Source organism: Halorussus gelatinilyticus (assembly GCF_023238445.1).
GTDB classification, from domain to species: domain Archaea; phylum Halobacteriota; class Halobacteria; order Halobacteriales; family Haladaptataceae; genus Halorussus; species Halorussus gelatinilyticus.
Genome location: NZ_CP096658.1, coordinates 757,413 through 774,007 on the forward strand (window position 1 = coordinate 757,413; position 16,595 = coordinate 774,007).

At 68.5% G+C, this 16,595-nt stretch carries 17 protein-coding genes and 1 tRNA gene; 5 read left to right on the forward strand and 13 right to left on the reverse strand.

Annotated elements, in window-relative coordinates:
• The first annotated feature begins 99 nt into the window (after positions 1-99).
• Positions 100-1,467: a M28 family peptidase gene (locus tag M0R88_RS03935; protein ID WP_248655667.1), complete on the forward strand. Its 1,368-nt coding sequence runs from the start codon at positions 100-102 to the stop codon at positions 1,465-1,467.
• A gap of 122 nt (positions 1,468-1,589) precedes the next feature.
• On the opposite strand, the gene M0R88_RS03940 is transcribed toward M0R88_RS03935, so the two are convergent.
• From M0R88_RS03940 to M0R88_RS03960, 5 genes are all read right to left on the reverse strand, one after another.
• Positions 1,590-2,381: an ABC transporter permease gene (locus tag M0R88_RS03940; protein WP_248655668.1), complete on the reverse strand. Its 792-nt coding sequence runs from the start codon at positions 2,379-2,381 to the stop codon at positions 1,590-1,592.
• A complete protein-coding gene (locus M0R88_RS03945; protein ID WP_248655669.1) occupies positions 2,378-3,418 on the reverse strand; it encodes an ABC transporter ATP-binding protein in 1,041 nt (346 codons plus the stop codon). The genes M0R88_RS03940 and M0R88_RS03945 overlap by 4 nt, the downstream gene beginning before the upstream one ends.
• A gap of 62 nt (positions 3,419-3,480) precedes the next feature.
• Positions 3,481-5,148: a potassium channel family protein gene (locus M0R88_RS03950; RefSeq protein ID WP_248655670.1), complete on the reverse strand. Its 1,668-nt coding sequence runs from the start codon at positions 5,146-5,148 to the stop codon at positions 3,481-3,483.
• Positions 5,149-5,371: 223 nt separating this feature from the next.
• A complete protein-coding gene (gene nucS, locus M0R88_RS03955) occupies positions 5,372-6,157 on the reverse strand; it encodes an endonuclease NucS (protein WP_248655671.1) in 786 nt (261 codons plus the stop codon).
• An 81-nt stretch (positions 6,158-6,238) separates the two neighbouring features.
• Positions 6,239-6,766, reverse strand: coding sequence for a P-loop nucleotide/nucleoside kinase family protein (locus M0R88_RS03960; RefSeq protein ID WP_248655672.1), 528 nt, complete (start codon positions 6,764-6,766; stop codon positions 6,239-6,241).
• A 169-nt stretch (positions 6,767-6,935) separates the two neighbouring features.
• Between M0R88_RS03960 and M0R88_RS03965 the strand changes: the two genes are divergently transcribed.
• The 3 genes from M0R88_RS03965 (at position 6,936) to M0R88_RS03975 (ending at position 9,656) form a co-directional block, all read left to right on the forward strand.
• Positions 6,936-7,865 (forward strand): glycosyltransferase family 2 protein, encoded by a 930-nt coding sequence (locus tag M0R88_RS03965; RefSeq protein WP_248655673.1) that lies wholly within the window; start codon positions 6,936-6,938, stop codon positions 7,863-7,865.
• A gap of 109 nt (positions 7,866-7,974) precedes the next feature.
• Positions 7,975-9,192, forward strand: a complete 1,218-nt coding sequence (locus M0R88_RS03970; RefSeq protein WP_248655674.1) for a M20 family metallopeptidase — start codon at positions 7,975-7,977, stop codon at positions 9,190-9,192.
• Positions 9,193-9,278: 86 nt separating this feature from the next.
• Positions 9,279-9,656 (forward strand): DUF5684 domain-containing protein, encoded by a 378-nt coding sequence (locus M0R88_RS03975; RefSeq protein WP_248655675.1) that lies wholly within the window; start codon positions 9,279-9,281, stop codon positions 9,654-9,656.
• A gap of 25 nt (positions 9,657-9,681) precedes the next feature.
• Here the strand turns inward: M0R88_RS03975 and M0R88_RS03980 are convergent, their stop codons facing one another.
• The 8 genes from M0R88_RS03980 to trmY all read right to left on the reverse strand — a co-directional run bounded on the left by M0R88_RS03980 (position 9,682) and on the right by trmY (position 15,017).
• Positions 9,682-10,401: a profilin-fold protein gene (locus M0R88_RS03980; RefSeq protein ID WP_248655676.1), complete on the reverse strand. Its 720-nt coding sequence runs from the start codon at positions 10,399-10,401 to the stop codon at positions 9,682-9,684.
• 87 nt (positions 10,402-10,488) lie between these two features.
• Positions 10,489-11,127: an SDR family oxidoreductase gene (locus tag M0R88_RS03985; RefSeq protein WP_248655677.1), complete on the reverse strand. Its 639-nt coding sequence runs from the start codon at positions 11,125-11,127 to the stop codon at positions 10,489-10,491.
• 83 nt (positions 11,128-11,210) lie between these two features.
• Positions 11,211-11,675 (reverse strand): nucleoside deaminase, encoded by a 465-nt coding sequence (locus tag M0R88_RS03990; RefSeq protein ID WP_248655678.1) that lies wholly within the window; start codon positions 11,673-11,675, stop codon positions 11,211-11,213.
• Between the two features lie 75 nt (positions 11,676-11,750).
• Complete coding sequence (locus tag M0R88_RS03995) at positions 11,751-12,608, reverse strand: chemotaxis protein CheC (protein WP_248655679.1); 858 nt, start codon at positions 12,606-12,608, stop codon at positions 11,751-11,753.
• A gap of 290 nt (positions 12,609-12,898) precedes the next feature.
• Positions 12,899-12,971 (reverse strand) — tRNA-Pro (locus tag M0R88_RS04000).
• Between the two features lie 83 nt (positions 12,972-13,054).
• Positions 13,055-13,360: a hypothetical protein gene (locus M0R88_RS04005; protein ID WP_248655680.1), complete on the reverse strand. Its 306-nt coding sequence runs from the start codon at positions 13,358-13,360 to the stop codon at positions 13,055-13,057.
• A gap of 190 nt (positions 13,361-13,550) precedes the next feature.
• On the reverse strand, positions 13,551-14,000 hold the full coding sequence (locus M0R88_RS04010; RefSeq protein ID WP_248655681.1) for a TIGR00725 family protein: 450 nt from the start codon (positions 13,998-14,000) through the stop codon (positions 13,551-13,553).
• Positions 14,001-14,420: 420 nt separating this feature from the next.
• A complete protein-coding gene (gene trmY, locus M0R88_RS04015; protein ID WP_248655682.1) occupies positions 14,421-15,017 on the reverse strand; it encodes a tRNA (pseudouridine(54)-N(1))-methyltransferase TrmY in 597 nt (198 codons plus the stop codon).
• 317 nt (positions 15,018-15,334) lie between these two features.
• Between trmY and M0R88_RS04020 the strand changes: the two genes are divergently transcribed.
• Entirely contained in the window at positions 15,335-16,498 is a 1,164-nt protein-coding gene (locus M0R88_RS04020; protein WP_248655683.1) for a tubulin/FtsZ family protein, read from the forward strand.
• Positions 16,499-16,595 lie beyond the last annotated feature (97 nt).

The following is a 16,595-nucleotide window of genomic DNA, read 5'->3' on the forward strand; positions in this document are numbered from 1 at the left end:
ACCGCGCCTGTCCGCCGGAAACAGCGATTTTGCTCCGGAACCCGCCCGCCCGATTTCCGCCACCCACACCTTCTTGCCGACACCTGTCCATGGCCCGCTATGTCACGACTACCCGAGGGCGTCGTCGGCGACGCCTACACCAGTCGATTCGCGTGGGAGACGCTCGAAGCGCTCGTCGAAGTCGGCAACCGGATGGCCGGACAGGAGGGCGAGCGCGAGGGGGCGGAAGTAATCGCGGACGCCTTCGCCGAGGCCGGACTGCGCACGGTCGAGGTAGACGAGTTCGAGATTCCCGGCTGGTGGCGCGGCTCCTCCGAGTTGACCCTCGACGACCCCCACGCCCGGACCTACGAGCGGTCCCACGAGGTCGTCGCGCTCCCCGGCACGCCCGCCGGAGAGGCCGCGGGCGAGGTCGTGGACGTCGGCTACGGTACCCCCGCGGAGTTCGAGGCGGCGGACCTCGACGGGAAGATAGCGATGGCGTCGAGCGAGACGCCCGACGACCACGGGCGCTGGATTCACCGGATGGAGAAGTACGTCGCGGCCGCCGAGGCCGGAGCGGTCGGGTTCGTCTTCCGGAACCACGTCGAGGGGTGTCTCCCGCCGACCGGCGAAGTCGGGTATCACAACCGACCCGGCCCGATTCCGGCGGTCGGGGTCTCCGCGGAGGTCGGCGAGCGACTCGCCCGCTACTGCGCGGACGACGAGGCCAGCGCGACCCTCTCGGTCGAGTGTCGCAACGAGGCGACGACCTCCCGGAACGTCGAGGCCGCGGTCGGGCCGGAGGGCGACGACGTGCCGGAGGTCCTGCTCACTGCCCACGTGGACGCCCACGACATCGCGGAGGGAGCCAACGACAACGGCGCGGGGTCGGCGCTCGTCGCCGAGGTCGGTCGCCTGCTCGCACAGGTCGAAGGCGACCTCGACGCGCGCGTCCGGTTCGTCACCTTCGGTTCGGAGGAGATCGGCCTCTGGGGCGCGTACCACTGGGCCGAGAGCCACGACCTCGACTCGGTGAAGGCGGTCGTCAACGTGGACGGCGCGGGCAACTCCCGGAACCTCGGCGTCGGCGCGAACCGGTTCGACGCGCTCGGCGAGGTCTTCGAGGAGGTGACCGACGACCTGGACGCGCCGCTCGCGCGCCACGACACCATCAGTCCTCACGGCGACCAGTGGGCCTTCGTGCAGGAGGGCGTCCCGGCCGTCATGGCCTACACCGAGTCGGAGGGGTCGGGCCGCGGGTGGGGCCACACCCACGCCGACACGCTCGACAAACTCGACGTGCGCGACCTGCGCGCGACGGCGGTTCTCCTCGCCGAGTCGGTGCTGGCGGTGGCCGACGCGGACCGCGAGATTCCCCAGAAGTCCCGCGAGGCGATTCGAGACAGCATCGACGAGGGCTACGTCGAGGAACTGAAGCGCGGCGGCCGGTGGCCGTACGAGGAGGGCGCGCGGAACGCGGAGTAGCGGTTCGTCGGATCGTTGGCCGTCGGCGACTCCGTGAAATCACCCGAAAGGTCACCTAAGCTCGACTTATCCCGAATCCGAGGCGGGAAACGTCGGGTTTCCTCCGAGAGTGAGAGTCGCGGTCAGTCCGTCAGCCCGTAGCCGCGCTTGAACAGCGCCACGTCGAGCGCGAGGACGGCCGCGGTCAGCGCCGACAGCACCGCCAGCGACCAGTTGGGGTCCACCTCCGAGACGCCGAGGAAGCCGTACCGGACGCCGTTGACCATGTACACCATCGGGTTCAGCATCGAGAGTTCCTGATACGGCGAGGGGAGTTCCCGAATCGCGTAGAACACCCCGCCGAAGAACACGAGCGGGCGCACGATGAACTGGTTCATCATGGTCAGGTTGTCCCAGTCGTCGGCCCAGAGACCGACCACGACGCCGAAACTGGCGAACAGCAGGCTGACGACCAGTCCGAACGCCGCGAGGTAGAGCGGTCGGGCGACCCCGACCGAGGTGAAGAACGCGCCGATGACCGCGATGAGCGTCCCGACCAGCAGACCGCGGGTCGCGCCCGCCACGATGTAGGCGGCGACCATCCGCGAGTAGGACATCGGCGAGGTCAGGGTCTCCTCGATGTAGTCGTTCCAGCGCCCGTGGAAGACGGAGAACGACGCGTTCTCGAAGGCGTTCGAGATGGCTCCGAGGACCACGAGACCGGGCAGGATGAACAGGATGTACGGAATCGGCTCACTGGCCCCGCCGATGCTGATTTCGCCCACGCGGTCGCCCAGAATGACGCCGAACACCGAGAAGTACAGCACGTTCGTCACGAACGGCGGGACGAAGGTGTTGCGCGGCCGCCGGAGGAAGCGCAGAATCTCGCGGCGCGCGAGCGTCTTGAACCCTGTTAGACCAGAGACGAGACTCATCGGTTCTCACCTCCGGCGTCGGCCACCGTCCCGCCCACGCCGCCGTCGGCGGCGACGGTCTCGCCGTCGGTCTCGGCCTGCTGGTCGCTTCCGCCCTCGCGGGTCATCTCCACGAACACCTCTTCGAGCGAGGTCCGGGAGATGTCGAAGTCCACGATTTCGAGGCCGGCGCGGTCGAGCGCCCGCACGAGGTCGGGCGCGACGAGTCCGCCCTGCGTCGCCGTGACGACCAGTCGGTCGCCGTCGAGTTCGACGCTCTCGACCCGGCCCTCGTCGGCGGGACCGCCGGCGTCCGCGAGCATCGGCAGGTCCGGCACGCTCGCGGGAGCGTCCCGGAGCGTCACCCGAATCTTGTCCGGGCCGCGGTCCATCAGTTCCTCGGGCGTCGCCACGGTCAGCAGGTTGCCCGAGTCGAGAATCGCCACCTCGTCGCAGAGCCGTTCGGCCTCCTCGATGTAGTGGGTCGTGAGCAGAATCGTGGTGCCCGACTCGTTGAGTTCGGTGATGAGGTCCCAGAGGTCGTGGCGCAGTTGAACGTCCACGCCCGCGGTCGGTTCGTCCAGAATCAGCAGGTCCGGGTCGGTGATGAGCGCCCGCGCCAGCATGAACCGGCGCTTCATCCCGCCCGAGAGCCAGTTGAACCGGGTGTCGCGCTTGTCGTAGATGCCGACCTGCTTCAGCACCTCGTCGGCGCGCTCGCTCGCTTCGTCGGCCGGAATCCCGTGGTAGCCCGCCTTGTGTTCCAGCACCTCGCGGACGGGGAAGAAGTGGTCCACGTTGAACTCCTGTGGCGCGAGACCGATGGCGTCGCGGGCCTCGCGGTAGTCGTCCTCCACGTCGTGGCCGAACACCTCGGCCCGGCCGCCCGACCGGCGGACGAGTCCCACGAGGATGTTGATGAACGTGGTCTTGCCCGCGCCGTTCGGCCCGAGGAGACCGAAGAAACTCCCCTCCGGGACCGACAGCGAGACGCCGTCGAGCGCCCGTACCCCTTCGTACTGCTTTCGAAGGTTCTCGACTTCGATGGCGGCAGTCATTGACGACCCGTAGGCAAGTCGGCGCGAAAAGGTCGTTGGTACGCGCCCGAACCTGCCGGATTTCACGTAAACTGGCGCTCGAACTCCCGAATCGTCGCGTCGGTCCCCGCGACGACGAGGCGGTCGCGGTCCGCGATGGTCGCGTCCCCGTCGGTGACGAGCGCGCCGTCGCGCTCCACGCCGACGAAGACGCACTCCGCGCTCGTCTCGGCGCTGGCCTCCGCGAGCGTCCGCCCGGCGAACGCTCCGGCGGCCGTCCGGACGATTCTGAGCTGTTCGAGCGGCGTGAGGACGTCCTCGCCGCGGATTTCCCGTGCGAGGAGACGGGCGCTCACGCGTTGCGTCGAGAGGACGTAATCCGCCCCGGCGTCGAACGCGGTCGGCGACTTCTCGGTGCCGTCCACCCGGACGAGAATCTCGATGTCGTCGGTCAGCGTGCGGGCGATGGCGACCGCGAGCATCGCCGTCGAGTCGTCACCGACCGTGACGACGAGCGCGCTGGCGTCCTCGATGCCCGCGAGTTCCAGCGTCTCGGGGTCGCGCACGTCGCCGACCACGTCGACGTGGCGGCCCTCCTCGCGGTCGATGGTCGTGGCAGTGACCTTCTCGGGGAGCGCGTCGTAGGCCGCCCGGCCGCCGACGCCCATCCCGGCGACGAGGACGTCGGCGTGGCGGCGCGGCGGTCGGAGTCCGGCCGCGAACTCCTGCACGTCGTCGATGGCGGCCTCGGTGCCGGCGACGATGAGAACCGAGTTAGGCGTGACGACCTCGCTCGGGTCCGCCGGGAGTCTGAGGTCGCCGTCTATCCACGCGCCGACCAGCGAGAGACCGGTCCGGCCCGCGAGTACGGTGTCCTCGATGGCGACGCCCGCCAGCGGACTGTTGCGCCGGACCAGCACCTCCCGAATCCGGACGTCGCCGACGGTGGCGTCGCCCGTCGCCTCGGGCGTGTCGGCCCACGCGGCGGTCTTCTGGCCGAGTCGTCGTCCGATGAGCGCGTCGGGCGACAGCACCGCGTCCGCGCCGACCTCCCGGAGCGCGGCCTCGTGGTCCGGCGCGTCGGTGAACGCGACGACCCCGAGGTCGTCGTTGTGCCGCAGGGCGGTCAGGACGACGCTCGCGTTGTGGTCGCCCGCGTCGGCGACGAGCGAACTGGCGTCGCGTATCATCGCGCGTTCGAGTTCCGCACCGTCCTCGGAGTCGCCGTGAATGACCTGATACCCGTCGTCGGAGAGGCGCTTGGCCTCCTCGGCGTCGGACTCGATGAGGACGTAACCAACGTCCAGTCGTTCCAGTTCGTCCAGCAGAACGCCCGTGTCTCGCCGGTACTCGCAGACGATGACGTGGTCGTCCTTCGCGGTCAGGCGGTCGCTGAGGTCGAGCGGCGCGCGCTCGAACAGCGGGATGATGAGGACCCTGAGCGTGGCGAATCCGATGCCGATGCCCGTCAACTGCATGAAGACGACGAACACGTTCATCAGCGGTGACGACCACGGCGCGTCCGCGCCGTACCCGGTCGTCGTCATCGTCTCGACCACGGTCTGGAGCGACCGGAACAGCGAGTGGTCGTGGCCCTCCAGCGTCCGCATCCCGTAGTTGTAGAGGACCGAGTACAGCAGGATGAGTACCACGAGGGAAATCACGTAGACGGTGACGAGGCGCTGGCGGCGGGTCAGCCACGGGAACAGCGTGTCCCCGCCCTCGAACCACTTCGACCAGTTAGTGGGCATGGGCGGAGTGGGTCGCGCCGAGAGCGGTCGTCCGTCGAACGGGTCTCATCTTCCGTCACCGTTCGCCTTCGAGCGCCATGAGTCGTGTGCCCGCGACAAGCCACCTCGCGCGCCTCACCGCCGCTTTCGGCAGTCGGGCGTCAGGCGTTCGTCGCAGACGTGCAACGTCCGCGGGCGGAGCGCGACCCCGACCGCGGGCAGTGGAGCAGTTTCTGTACGGTGGTCAGAAGTCGGTCAGTTTCGCCTCGGTCGCGCCCTTCGCGTCGGTGTCGAACTCCGCGAGTTCCGCGAACTCCAGTCCGTTGTCCCGGAGCGCGCGCCGGACGCGTTCGGACGCGTCCGGCGCGACCAGCATCCCGCGGACCGTTCCGTCGTCGGCGGTGACGCCGTCCTCGGGCGACTCCTCGCCGTCCTCGTACAGCGAGACGTAGCGCTGTAACTGGTCGAAGTGGTTCAGCGTGGCCTGAATCCGCTTGACCTCCACGACGACCGGGGTGCCCGACTCGTCGCGCGCGAAGAAGTCGATAAAGCCGTACTTGCTCTCGCGCTCGTGTTCCACGATGCGGAGACCCTCCTCCAACACCTCGGGGTTCCGCTCGATGTACTCGTGCATCTCGGCCTCGGTGCCCGACTCCTCGTAGGTCGCACCGTCGGTCGCGTCGAAGCGCGTCAGGCCGTGCGCGTCGAAAATCCGCGCCTCGACGCGTTCGGTCGGGTTGGTTCGGCGCGCCAGCAAGACCGCCTCCCCGTCGCTCTCGCGCGCGGAGACGGTGCCCCCGCCGGGCATCCAGTTGACCGGCTTGTGGCCGGTCGGCTGGTGGACCAGGAAGGTTCCGTCGGGCTTGGCGACGAGGAGGCGGTCCCCCGGTCCCAAGTGTCCCGACGTTCGGCCGTCGTACTCGACTTCGCAGCGGGCCTGCACGGACAGCACGGCACCGTCCCGGAACGCGGCCTTCGCCTCGCTGACGAGGGTTTCCGGGTCCGGCGCGTCTATCTGCTCGGCGACCATTCTCGGTTCCCGGTGGTCAGCATCGGGGCAAAAAGGTAGCGGATTCGGGGTCGGAGACCAGTGCCGTCGAACGTCACCGACTCAGAACTGCTCGGCGACCTGTCGGAGGGTCTCGGCCGCGCTCTCGGAGTTGTCCACCGTCACGTGGTCGGCGGAGATGGCGTCGAACCGCTCGCGATACATCGCGTGAACCTCGAAGTCGGCGTCGCTCTCGTCGTCCTCGCGGGCGGCGATTCGGTCTCGGACGACCGACTCGTCGCACTCGACTTTGACCAGTCGGAACGTCGCGTCCAGCGACTCGGCGAGTTCGACCGCGCGCTCGCGGTCGCCGGCGTCCTTGAAGGTACCGTCGAGGACGACGCTCCGGCCGCCCTCCACGACGTCGCTCGCGCGCTCGAACAGTTCGCGGTAGACCATCCGGGACTCCCCCTCGGTGTACTCGGGGTCGTCGAGGATGTCCTTGCGAACCACGTCGGTCCGGAGGAGTCGCCCGTCGAGTCGCTCGGCCACGTCCTCGGCGACGGTGGTCTTGCCGACCCCCGGCAGGCCGCAGACGACGACGAACTGGGGCGTCCCCTGTCTCGCGTCGAGCGATTCCGTCTCAGCCATCGTCCCCGGCCCCCTGTCGATGCGTTTCCGCGCAGGTCCCGCTCATCTTCGGTACCGTATCCACGACACCAATCCCTTATGAAAATATGGAAACGCGCCGGCGACGCCCGACTCGCTCGTCGCCCGCCACCGCGACTTTCCCGGCCGAGGTCGTACGAGGTGGAGCGACATGACCGACACCGCCGACTCGCCGCGGTCCGACACCGACGGTCTCGTCTCCGTCGTCGTCCCGACCCACTACCGAAACGACCGCCTGCGCGGGGCGCTCGAGAGCGTCGCGGCACAGGAGTACGAGCCGATAGAGACCATCGTCGTGGACGGCGCCGAGGACGAACGCGCCCGACCGGTCGCCGAGGAGTTCGACGCGACCTACGTCGCCCAAGAGCGCGACGAGGGACCGCAGGCCGCCAGAAGCGAGGGAGCGGAGCGAGCGGACGGAGAGTACGTCCAGTTTCTGGACGACGACGACCGACTCGCCCCCTCGAAAATCCGAAAGCAGGTCCCCCGTCTCGGCCCGGAGGTCGGCGTCGTCTACTGCGGGATGGACGACGAGGAGCGCGGTCGAATCCGGCCGAATCCGGTCGTCCGGGGCGACGTCCTCGGCCGTGCGCTCGAAATGCGGACGTTCCCCTGCATCAACTCCACGATGCTCATCGACCGCGAGACGATAGAGCGCGTCCTCCCGCTCCGCCACCGACACGGGGCCGACGACACGGGTCTCAAAATCGACCTCGCGCTCCAGACGACGTTCGACTTCGTGGCCGAACCGCTGGTCTTCCGCGGGCGGACCGGCGACTCGCTGTCGGAATCGTGGCGCTACCTCGACGGCCGGCTGTCGGTGATAGCGACTTACGACCGGCTCTATCGGCAGTTCCCCGACCGCATCCGCGAGCGCGCGCTCCGCGAGACCCACTATCAGGCCGGCCGGAAGTTGCTCGCCGAGGAGGGATGGTCGCCCCGCGCGACGGCGGCGTTCGCCCGCGCAGCGTGGGAGACGCCCGACGACTACGCCTACCACGTCGGGGCGACGCTCGGGTCCCTCGCGGGAAGTCCCGGACTGGCGGCGGTGGACCGGCTGTTCGACCGTTCGGGTTACTGACTGTTCGACTGCACGAGTCGCTGATCGTTCGACAGCACGGGCTACCGACGGGGAGACCGCCGCGACCCGAGAAATTAACGCGCTGGCGTCCGAACGACGAGTCACGACGATGACCCGAGACGACGAACTCGCCGACCTCGCGGCCGACCTCGTGGCCGTCCCGACCGAGAACCCGCCGGGCGACGAGCGACCCTGCGCCGAGTTCGTCGTGGACTGGTTCGAATCGCGGGGCATCGAGGCGCGACTCGTGGAAAAGCCGAGCGCCGAGCGCGCGCAGGCGGTCGCGTGGGTCGGCGACGACCCGCGCGACGAGACCGGAGGCGGGGCCAGCGACGAGACCGCCGGCGAGTCGGCAGACGCGCCCACGCTCGTCCTGAACGGCCACCTCGACGTGGTGCCCGCGGGCGACCCCGACGAGTGGACCCACGACCCCTTCGCTGGCGTCGTGGAGGACGGGCGACTCCACGGACGGGGGAGCGCCGACATGAAGACGAACCTCGCGGCCGCCATGCTGACCGTCCGGGACCTCGCGCCCGAAATCGAGAGCGGAGACCTCGACGGAACGCTGGTCTTCCACGGCGCGATGGGCGAAGAGACCGGCCACCCCGGCACCCGGACGCTCATCGAAGCGGGCTACGGCGGGGACTGTGCGGTCGTGTTGGAACCCACCGACTTCCGGGTCGGCACGAGCGGGAAGGGCGTCGTGACCTACCGCGTCGGCGTCTCGGGGTCGGCCTCCCACGCGAGTCGCCCCGACCAGGGCACCAACGCCATCGACGCGGCCCGGCCCGTCCTCGACGCGGTAGACGAGTACGACGACCGCCTGCGCGAGCGCACGGACCCGCTCGTCGGCCGCGCGTACGCGACCGTCACCGAGTTCGAGGCCGGGACCGACTCGAACATGGCGGTCCTGCCCGGCCGCGCGGAGTTCCTGCTCGACCGGCGCATCCTGCCCGACGAACGCTTCGAGGCGGTCGAAGGCGAAATCGAGACCCTGCTCGCCGAGGTCGAGCGCGAGGCGGACGTCGAGACGGACCTGTCGCTCGTGAAGCACTACGCGTCGGCCGGAATCGACCCCGACCATCCGCTCGCCGAGCGGTTCCGCCGCCTCTCGGCGGAGTCGGCCGACGCGCCCCGAGAGCCGTGGGGACTGGAGGCCGCGACCGACGCCCGCGAGTTCGTGGCGGCCGGGACGCCGGCGATTATCTGGGGGCCGGGGAACCTCGCGCAGGCGCACGCCGTGGACGAGTACATCGACCTCGCGGACGCCGCGACCGGACTGGATATTCTGACGGACGGCGTCCGCGGCGTTCTCTCGGACGAGTGAGCCGACTCCGGAGGCGACGTTCGGCGCGACCCAGATTTCAAAGATTTTAACAGTTAGTGCTGTTCACTACGACTACCACACGAATCATGGCAGAAAACGTACTGGGGACGGTGTTCCTCGTGTTTGCACTCGGACTCACCGTCCTGATGATAGCGAGCATGTGGAAGGTTTTCGACAAGGCCGACCAACCGGGTTGGGCCGCCATCGTCCCGATATTCAACACCTACATCATGTTGAAGATCGGCGACAACCCGGGCTGGTACCTCCTGTTGATGATGGTCCCGCTGGTCAACCTCTACGCCGGATGGAAGATGTACGTCGGACTGGCGAAGGCGTTCGGCAAAGACGTCGGCTGGGGACTCGGACTCTGGTTCCTCCCGATGATCTTCTTCCCGATACTGGCGTTCGGCGACGCGACGTACCGCGGTCGCGGCGGTCGCTCGGGCGGCCAGCCCGCGATTTGAACGCCGGACCCCTGCGGTCGATTTTTCAGAGCGACACGCCGTCGAGACTCGCGTCGAGGTCCTCGACGTACTCGTTGAACGCCTCGACGAACGCGGGCACGTCCTCGGCGAGACGCCGCACGTCGTGGGCCGACGGCGGTTGGTACTGCGAGAGGAGGTAGATGCCGCCCTCGCCGCCGACCCGGAGGTACGACGCGCCGCTCTCCTCCCACTTAAGTTCCCAGCGGTTGCCGGCGACGCGGGTCCCGTAAGTGCCGTACTCGCCGCCCTCGTAGCGCGCGAGTTGGTGGGCCATCCGGTCGGCGACCTCGCGGACGCGCCCGAGGACGAGCTCGCGCTCGGCGACGACCGACTCGGTGGAGGCCACGTCGGGGAACTCGGCGGCCACCTCGTCTAACACGCCTTCGAGCGACCGGACGTAGCGGTTGAACGACGCGACGAAGTTCTCGTAGTCGGTCATCGCGTCGGCGAGGTCCTCGGGGTCGGGCGGCTGGTGGGTCGAGACGACGTAGGTCTCGGCCTTCCGGCCCTCGAACAGGAGGAACTGTAACTCGCCCGCCTCGTACTTGACGGTCCACTCGCCGTCGTCGGTCTCGAAGCTCCGCTTGCCGTAGTCGCCGCCCTGAAGCAGGGCGAGTTCGCGGGCGATGGTCCCGGCGTGGTCCCGGACCCGAGCGACCACTTCGTCGCGGCGCTCGGCGGCGTCATCGGTCGATTCGACGGGCGCGTCGAACTGCTCTGTCATCGCTCTCACTCGGGGCGGCACGGACAAAAGGGTCGTGTCCCGCGGGGCGAACGCGGCGGCGAGGGTCGTCTCCGTTCGCGGTCGCGCTCACTTCTCGTTCAGCGGGTCCGCCAACGCCGACTCTATCGGCTCGTCGCCGGACAGCACCTCGAAGGTGCGTCCGTGGGTACTCTCCATCGGAAGCGCAGTGACGAGCGTCTCGGCCACGTCCTCGCGGGGAATCTCGTCGCCCTCGCGGTCGAGGTCCGCGCCGGTCCGAATCCGGCCGGTCCCCGCCTCGTTCGTCAGCGCGCCCGGACGGACGATGGTGTACGTCAGGTCGCTCTCGCGGAGGTGTTCGTCGGCCTCCGCCTTCGCTTCGAGGTACTCCCGGAGTTCCTCGGGGCTCTCGTCGGGCGAGTCGGCGTTGATGGAACTCAGCATGACGAACCGGTCGGCACCCTCGGCTTCGGCGGCCTCGACGAGGTTCACCGCGCCGTCGCGGTCCACGCCCCACACGTCGTCGCCGCCCGAGCCAGCGGCGAAGATAACGGCGTCGCATCCCTCCACCGCGTGAGTCACATCCTCGGTCAAGTCAGCGAGGACCGGTTCGGCACCGAGGTCGGCGATATCGGACCGCTGTGCCTCGTCGCGGACCATCCCCCGCACTCGGTGGTCGCTCTCGGCGAGTCGTTCGGTGACGTGCTGTCCGACCTGTCCGTGCGAACCTGCGACGAGTACTTCCATGAGGTATGAAGGAAACGCCCGCGTTCGCAAGAGACTTGCGACCGGTCGGCCGCCGCCGGTCCCGGTCCCGGTCCGCGGCCGGGCTACCGGAACTCGCGGTGAAGTGCCATCCCCTCGTCGGCCAGCACGTCGCCGACGACCGGAATCTCCCGGCCGCGGCGCTCGAAGATTTCCCCGCAGGGAACGCCGTTTGGGCCACCGAACTCCTCGCCGAGTCGCTTCGCCGAGACGCTGTAGACGACGCCGCCGAGGCCCGCGATGGCGATGCCGCCCGCACACATCGGACACGGTTCCGTGCTGGTGTACATCACGGTCTCGGCGCGCTCGGCCGGGGAGAACTCGCGGGCCGCGCGGCGGGCGAGCGTGAGTTCCGGGTGGAGCGCGATGTCGTCGTCCGTGTTCTCGCGGTTGGTCTCCTCCATCACGACTTCGCCGTCGCGGACCAGCAGCGACCCGTACGGGCCGTCGCCGCGGTCGCCCGCCTCGCGGGCGAGGTCGATCGCGCGCCGGACGTGGGACGAGTGGTCGAGTGCGTCGAGGTCGGACACAGTGGAGCGTCTCGCGCCGCAGACAGAAACGTTGCGGTCCGAGCGGTCGAGGACCGGTTCGAGGGTCGCCGGAACTCAGCGGTCGATGACGTCGAGGTCGAGTTTCGAGAGTTCGCGCACGAACGCCTCGTCGCCGGGGAAGACGAAGACGCTCGCCTCCACGTCGTGTTCCGGAATCCGGAGGCGCGCCGCGAGATACAGCCCCACGTCGGCGACCGAGGCGATGCGCTGGACGAGCGTCAACTCGGGGTTCTGGACCGCGACGGGCGGGCCGGTGTCGATGGGCGTGTCGAACAGTTCGGCCCACTCGTCCACGAAGCCGTTCGCCATCGCGTTGCAGAGTTCGGTCAGCGCGTCCCGGCCCATCGGCGTCGAGACGACCGACTCCACGTCTTCGACCGCGCTCTGGAGCATGAGCGACGCCGCGCGGTTCGCGCTCTTGACCGGGAAGAGGACGAGGACGGTACCCGCGAACGGCTCGCGGAGGTGGACTCGCGCCCCGGCGCGGTCGGCGACGCCGAACTGGTCGCCGACGGTCTCGGCACCGGCGTAGCCGATTTTGACGTGTTCGGTCCGAGCCGAGAGGTCGCCGACCGGGACCTTGTTCAGCCGCGACTCGACGCCGTCCACGCCGATGTCGCCGAGCCAGTTCAGCACCGCGATGGTCTCGACGGGGATGGCGAGGCGGTCGTCGCTGGCGGCGTCTTCGGCGGACGGCGCGGACGCTTCCGCGTGCGACCCCGATGATTCGGTGTGGGACCCGGACGTTTCGACGTGCGACCCGGACGCTTCGGCACGTGAGCCCGACGGCTCGGCGTCGATGGGGTTCGCGCGTTCGAACTCGTCGCTAGGGTCGCGGTCGGTCGCGTCGTCTCGGTCCGCGTCGTCTCGGTCCGCGGCGGTTCGGTCCGGCGCGTCGTCGCTGACCGTCATGCCTCGGGAGCGATGCGAACTGTATCGGTCGGGAGTGTACGCCGGGTCCGGCGCTTCTCGCGGTCGAGCGGACTCCGAGGGCGGTGGGGCGTGACGCCTGTGGCAGTCGCCATTGTCGTTGTTCACCGATTCTACGGCAGGTATAAAACGTTGTTCGCCGCGCCTCACCCGTCGGTTCTGACACGTCGAACGCACTGCGAACGCTCGGGTCATTCGAGGAACACGTCGAAGTCGGAGTCGAGAACGCGAGAGGGTCACCGTCGCTCAGGAACGAAACGTTGCGGGAGAAGTGGGCCGGCGCGAATTCGAATCGCGGTTACGGCCACCCGAAGGCCGAAGGATACCAAGCTACCCCACCGGCCCGCAGGTGGACAGAAGGCGGTCGGAAGTTTAATCCTTCCGGATTCGCCCGACCGGTCGGGCGGGACTCCTCTCGCGGCGCTCGATTACGTCGCGCGGTAGAACTCGACTCGCTCGCCGTCGTCCATCGCGGTTCGCTTCTCCAGTTCGCCGGCGTGGACGAGGTACTCGAACGCCCACCGGTACTGGTCTTCGGCCGACTGCTCGCCGAGGAGCGCCCCCACGTCCTCCCACGTCGAGTCGGAGTCCCGCTGGACGTTCGCCTCCGCCTGCGTGAATATCTCCTCGATGGAGTAGGCGGTCGGCTTCTCGGATTCGAGGAAGCCGTAGACGAGTTCGACGACGTTCTGGTCCGGTTCGGCCTGCTCCCACTGCTCTTCGGAGAGTGGCATTGCTTGCTGTACCGGTCGGACGGGCTTGAGGATTGTTGCAGGTTCGGGGCGGTCGTCGGAACCGCCGGGACGGTCGTCGGCGTCACGTCCGTCGGAAGCGAAGCAGAGATACAAATAGAATGTCGAAGACCACCTACACACGTCTGAGAGAAATACACACCCACTTCAAGAACTCCGCTAGCTATCTCTGTCACGGAGCGTCCACGGCGTCCTCGACGTAGGCCACCGCGTCGGCGGCCGACTCGACCGCTTCGACGCCGGGCGCGTCGTGGGTGTCGATGCCCGCTATCGGGCGGTCGAACACGCCCGCGAACCCGACCTCCGAGAGCGTACCGACGCCGCCGTCCACCGCGATGACGGCGTCGCCGTTCATCACGACTAGCGCGTTCCGAGCGTGGCCCAGTCCCGTGGCTATCGCCACGTCCACGTAGGGGTTCGCGGCGGTGCGGTCCTCGCCGGGGAGGACGCCGATGGTCCGGCCGCCCGTCTCGCTCGCACCGCGACAGGCCGCTTCCATGACGCCGCCCAAGCCGCCGCAGACGACGGTGTGACCGCGCTGGGCGAGGCGACGTCCGACGTTCTCGGCGGTTCGGGCCTCCGATTCGGTGACGGTACTCCCGCCGATAACGCTGACTCGCATACTCGGTGGTGTGACTCGGCGACCGTGAGGGTGTCGTTCTCGCGGTGGAGTCGGGTCGGGGTTCGGTGGACTGGTCTTCGCCGTGTCGGAGGTGGGAGTTTGGTTTTGGGGTCAACGTCGGAGGTATTCAGAAAAGAGCTAGCTTCAGGCTTGAACATAGGAGTCTACCGCACCTCACGGCACCGCGAGGGCCTCACGCCTTCCCAACCTCGCGCCGCACGAGGCGGCCGCCGTCCACCGTCGGAAGCGAGTTCCGACGAGCCGTGCGCTCACGTCCGTTCGCACGGACCTCGCGCGATGGGCGCGACCGCAAGCGGTCGCGCCCGCACGCGCCGGTGAGAAAACTTCGGAACGCGCCGGGCGGTCGGTGTCGATTCGCGCACCCTCTCCGCGGTATCGCCGCGGAACCCGAAACCGGCGTCAGTACCGCTCGAAACCGTCGGTGTCGAGGTAGTTGTGCGCGACCGTAATCGCGTGGTCGGCGTGGAGCAGTTCCGGGCCGAGGCGCACGCGCCGGTCGGCCGCCTCCGCGAGCAGGGACGCTTCCTCGTCGCCGAAGTCGTGGTGGTCCGAGAGGACGAACACCGGGTTCTCGGGCGGTTCGACCGCCACGACCGGGTCGCCCTCCTCGTGGAGTTGGACGACCGTCCCGCCGCGCGCGGCCTCCGCTAACACCGGTTCGAAGCCGCGCTTCGAGACGTGGACGCCCGGCGAACTCTCCGCTTCCATGTGGCCGATGGCCTCGCCCTTCTCTTCGAGCGCGCCGCGAATCAGGGCCGCCGTGCTTCGCTCGTCCGGGTTGAGTCGCCGAAGCTCCGACCCCTCGAACCGGACAGTCACCGAGTCGCTCAGGACGAGGAAGACGCGCACGTCCTCCCGAATCGCGTGCGAGAGGAAGAACGCGGAGTTGACGCACCGACACAGCACGTCGAGGCGGCCCGCGCCGCCCGCGAGGTCGTCCAACGAGAAGTCGGGGGTCGTCGGGGCGTCGTGACCGAGGACGATGAACTGGCGCATGCGAGTTGGTTTTCCGGCGGGCGTAATACGCGCGTCGAAGCCCGCCGGACCGGAGGTGTCGTCCGAGTCATCGAAGTTGCGTCCGCTCGCGTGCGACTGAATGCCGGGAGCCGCAGTTTCAGGCGGTGCTTACGGGAGTCGAGCGAGCGGTTCGGGTCGTCTCTCGAACTCGTGTGGCCTCACCTGAACCCTCGTGTGCCGCTGTATAACTATGGGTAAGAGAGCCGACTCGGAGAAGTACAGCCGATAAGCCCGGCACGACTCGCGGTCAGTGGCTGGGTAACTCGCAGACATCGGCGTTAGGGAGGCACCAAACTATGAAGCTCGCAATGATTGGCTTTGGGCAGGCTGGCGGTAAGATCGTGGACAAGTTCGTCGAGTACGACCGGGGGACGGGCGCGAACGTCGTCCGGTCGGCCATCGCGGTCAACACCGCGAAAGCGGACCTCGCGGGGCTGGAGAACATTCCCGAGCGCAACCGCGTCCTCATCGGACAGGCGCGGGTGAAGGGTCACGGCGTCGGCGCGGACAACGAGTTGGGCGCGGACATCGCCGAAGCGGACATCGACGAGATTCAGGGCGCGTTAGACGACGTACCGGTCCACGAGATAGACGCGTTCCTCGTGGTCGCGGGCATGGGCGGCGGCACGGGGTCGGGCGGCGCGCCCGTCCTCGCGAGTCACCTCAAGCGCATCTACACCGAACCCGTCTACGGACTGGGCATCCTGCCCGCCGAGGACGAGGGCGGCATCTACACGCTGAACGCCGCGCGGTCGTTCAAGACCTTCGTGGACGAGGTGGACAACCTGCTGGTCTTCGACAACGACGCGTGGCGCGAGACCGGCGAGTCGGTTCGGGGCGGCTACGACCGCATCAACGAGGAGATAGTCAGGCGGTTCGGCATCCTCTTCTCGGCGGGCGAGGTCCGGGAGGGCGAGGCGGTCGCCGAGAGCGTCGTGGATTCGAGCGAGATAATAAACACCCTGTCGTGCGGCGGCGTCTCGACCATCGGCTACGCCACCGAACAGGTCGAGACGGCGGGCGGCGGCCTTCTCGGGCGCTTCTCCGAGGACGAACTCGACGCGACCGAGACGACCAACCGCATCACCAGCCTCGTCAGGAAGGCGGCGCTCGGCCGACTCACGCTCCCCTGCGAGGTCCGCAGCACCGACCGCTCGCTCGTGGTCGTCAGCGGCCCGCAGGACCACCTCAACCGGAAGGGGATAGAGCGCGGGCGGAAGTGGCTGGAGAACGAGACCGCCAGCATGGAGGTCCGGGGCGGCGACTACCCCCTCGGCGACACCGACCACGTCGCGGCGGTCACGCTCCTCTCGGGCGTCACCGACGTCCCGCGCGTGAAGGCGCTTCAGGAGGTGGCAGTCGAGGCCCAAGACAACATCGACGACATCGAGGAAGAGAGCGAGGAGAACCTGGAGAGCCTGATTCGAGACGACGGCGACGAACTGGAGGCGCTGTTCTGAGGCCTCGGTGAAGCGGAGACTCGGTCGAGCGGTTTGGGTTGGAGATTCGGTCTAACGGTTGGGTTGGAAGACCGAATTCGTCGGAAGCGATCTCGTT

Excerpts from the sequence above, each read along its gene's own strand:
- M0R88_RS03960 (WP_248655672.1), bottom strand. The coding sequence starts at position 6,766 with ATGGCTGAGACGGAATCGCTCGACGCGAGACAGGGGACGCCCCAGTTC.
- M0R88_RS03945 (WP_248655669.1), bottom strand. The coding sequence starts at position 3,418 with ATGACTGCCGCCATCGAAGTCGAGAACCTTCGAAAGCAGTACGAAGGG.
- M0R88_RS03985 (WP_248655677.1), bottom strand. The coding sequence starts at position 11,127 with ATGGAAGTACTCGTCGCAGGTTCGCACGGACAGGTCGGACAGCACGTC.
- nucS (WP_248655671.1), bottom strand. The coding sequence starts at position 6,157 with ATGGTCGCCGAGCAGATAGACGCGCCGGACCCGGAAACCCTCGTCAGC.
- M0R88_RS03965 (WP_248655673.1), top strand. The coding sequence starts at position 6,936 with ATGACCGACACCGCCGACTCGCCGCGGTCCGACACCGACGGTCTCGTC.
- trmY (WP_248655682.1), bottom strand. The coding sequence starts at position 15,017 with ATGCGCCAGTTCATCGTCCTCGGTCACGACGCCCCGACGACCCCCGAC.
- M0R88_RS03970 (WP_248655674.1), top strand. The coding sequence starts at position 7,975 with ATGACCCGAGACGACGAACTCGCCGACCTCGCGGCCGACCTCGTGGCC.
- M0R88_RS04020 (WP_248655683.1), top strand. The coding sequence starts at position 15,335 with ATGAAGCTCGCAATGATTGGCTTTGGGCAGGCTGGCGGTAAGATCGTG.
- M0R88_RS03935 (WP_248655667.1), top strand. The coding sequence starts at position 100 with ATGTCACGACTACCCGAGGGCGTCGTCGGCGACGCCTACACCAGTCGA.
- M0R88_RS03980 (WP_248655676.1), bottom strand. The coding sequence starts at position 10,401 with ATGACAGAGCAGTTCGACGCGCCCGTCGAATCGACCGATGACGCCGCC.
- M0R88_RS03950 (WP_248655670.1), bottom strand. The coding sequence starts at position 5,148 with ATGCCCACTAACTGGTCGAAGTGGTTCGAGGGCGGGGACACGCTGTTC.
- M0R88_RS04005 (WP_248655680.1), bottom strand. The coding sequence starts at position 13,360 with ATGCCACTCTCCGAAGAGCAGTGGGAGCAGGCCGAACCGGACCAGAAC.
- M0R88_RS04010 (WP_248655681.1), bottom strand. The coding sequence starts at position 14,000 with ATGCGAGTCAGCGTTATCGGCGGGAGTACCGTCACCGAATCGGAGGCC.
- M0R88_RS03940 (WP_248655668.1), bottom strand. The coding sequence starts at position 2,381 with ATGAGTCTCGTCTCTGGTCTAACAGGGTTCAAGACGCTCGCGCGCCGC.
- M0R88_RS03995 (WP_248655679.1), bottom strand. The coding sequence starts at position 12,608 with ATGACGGTCAGCGACGACGCGCCGGACCGAACCGCCGCGGACCGAGAC.
- M0R88_RS03975 (WP_248655675.1), top strand. The coding sequence starts at position 9,279 with ATGGCAGAAAACGTACTGGGGACGGTGTTCCTCGTGTTTGCACTCGGA.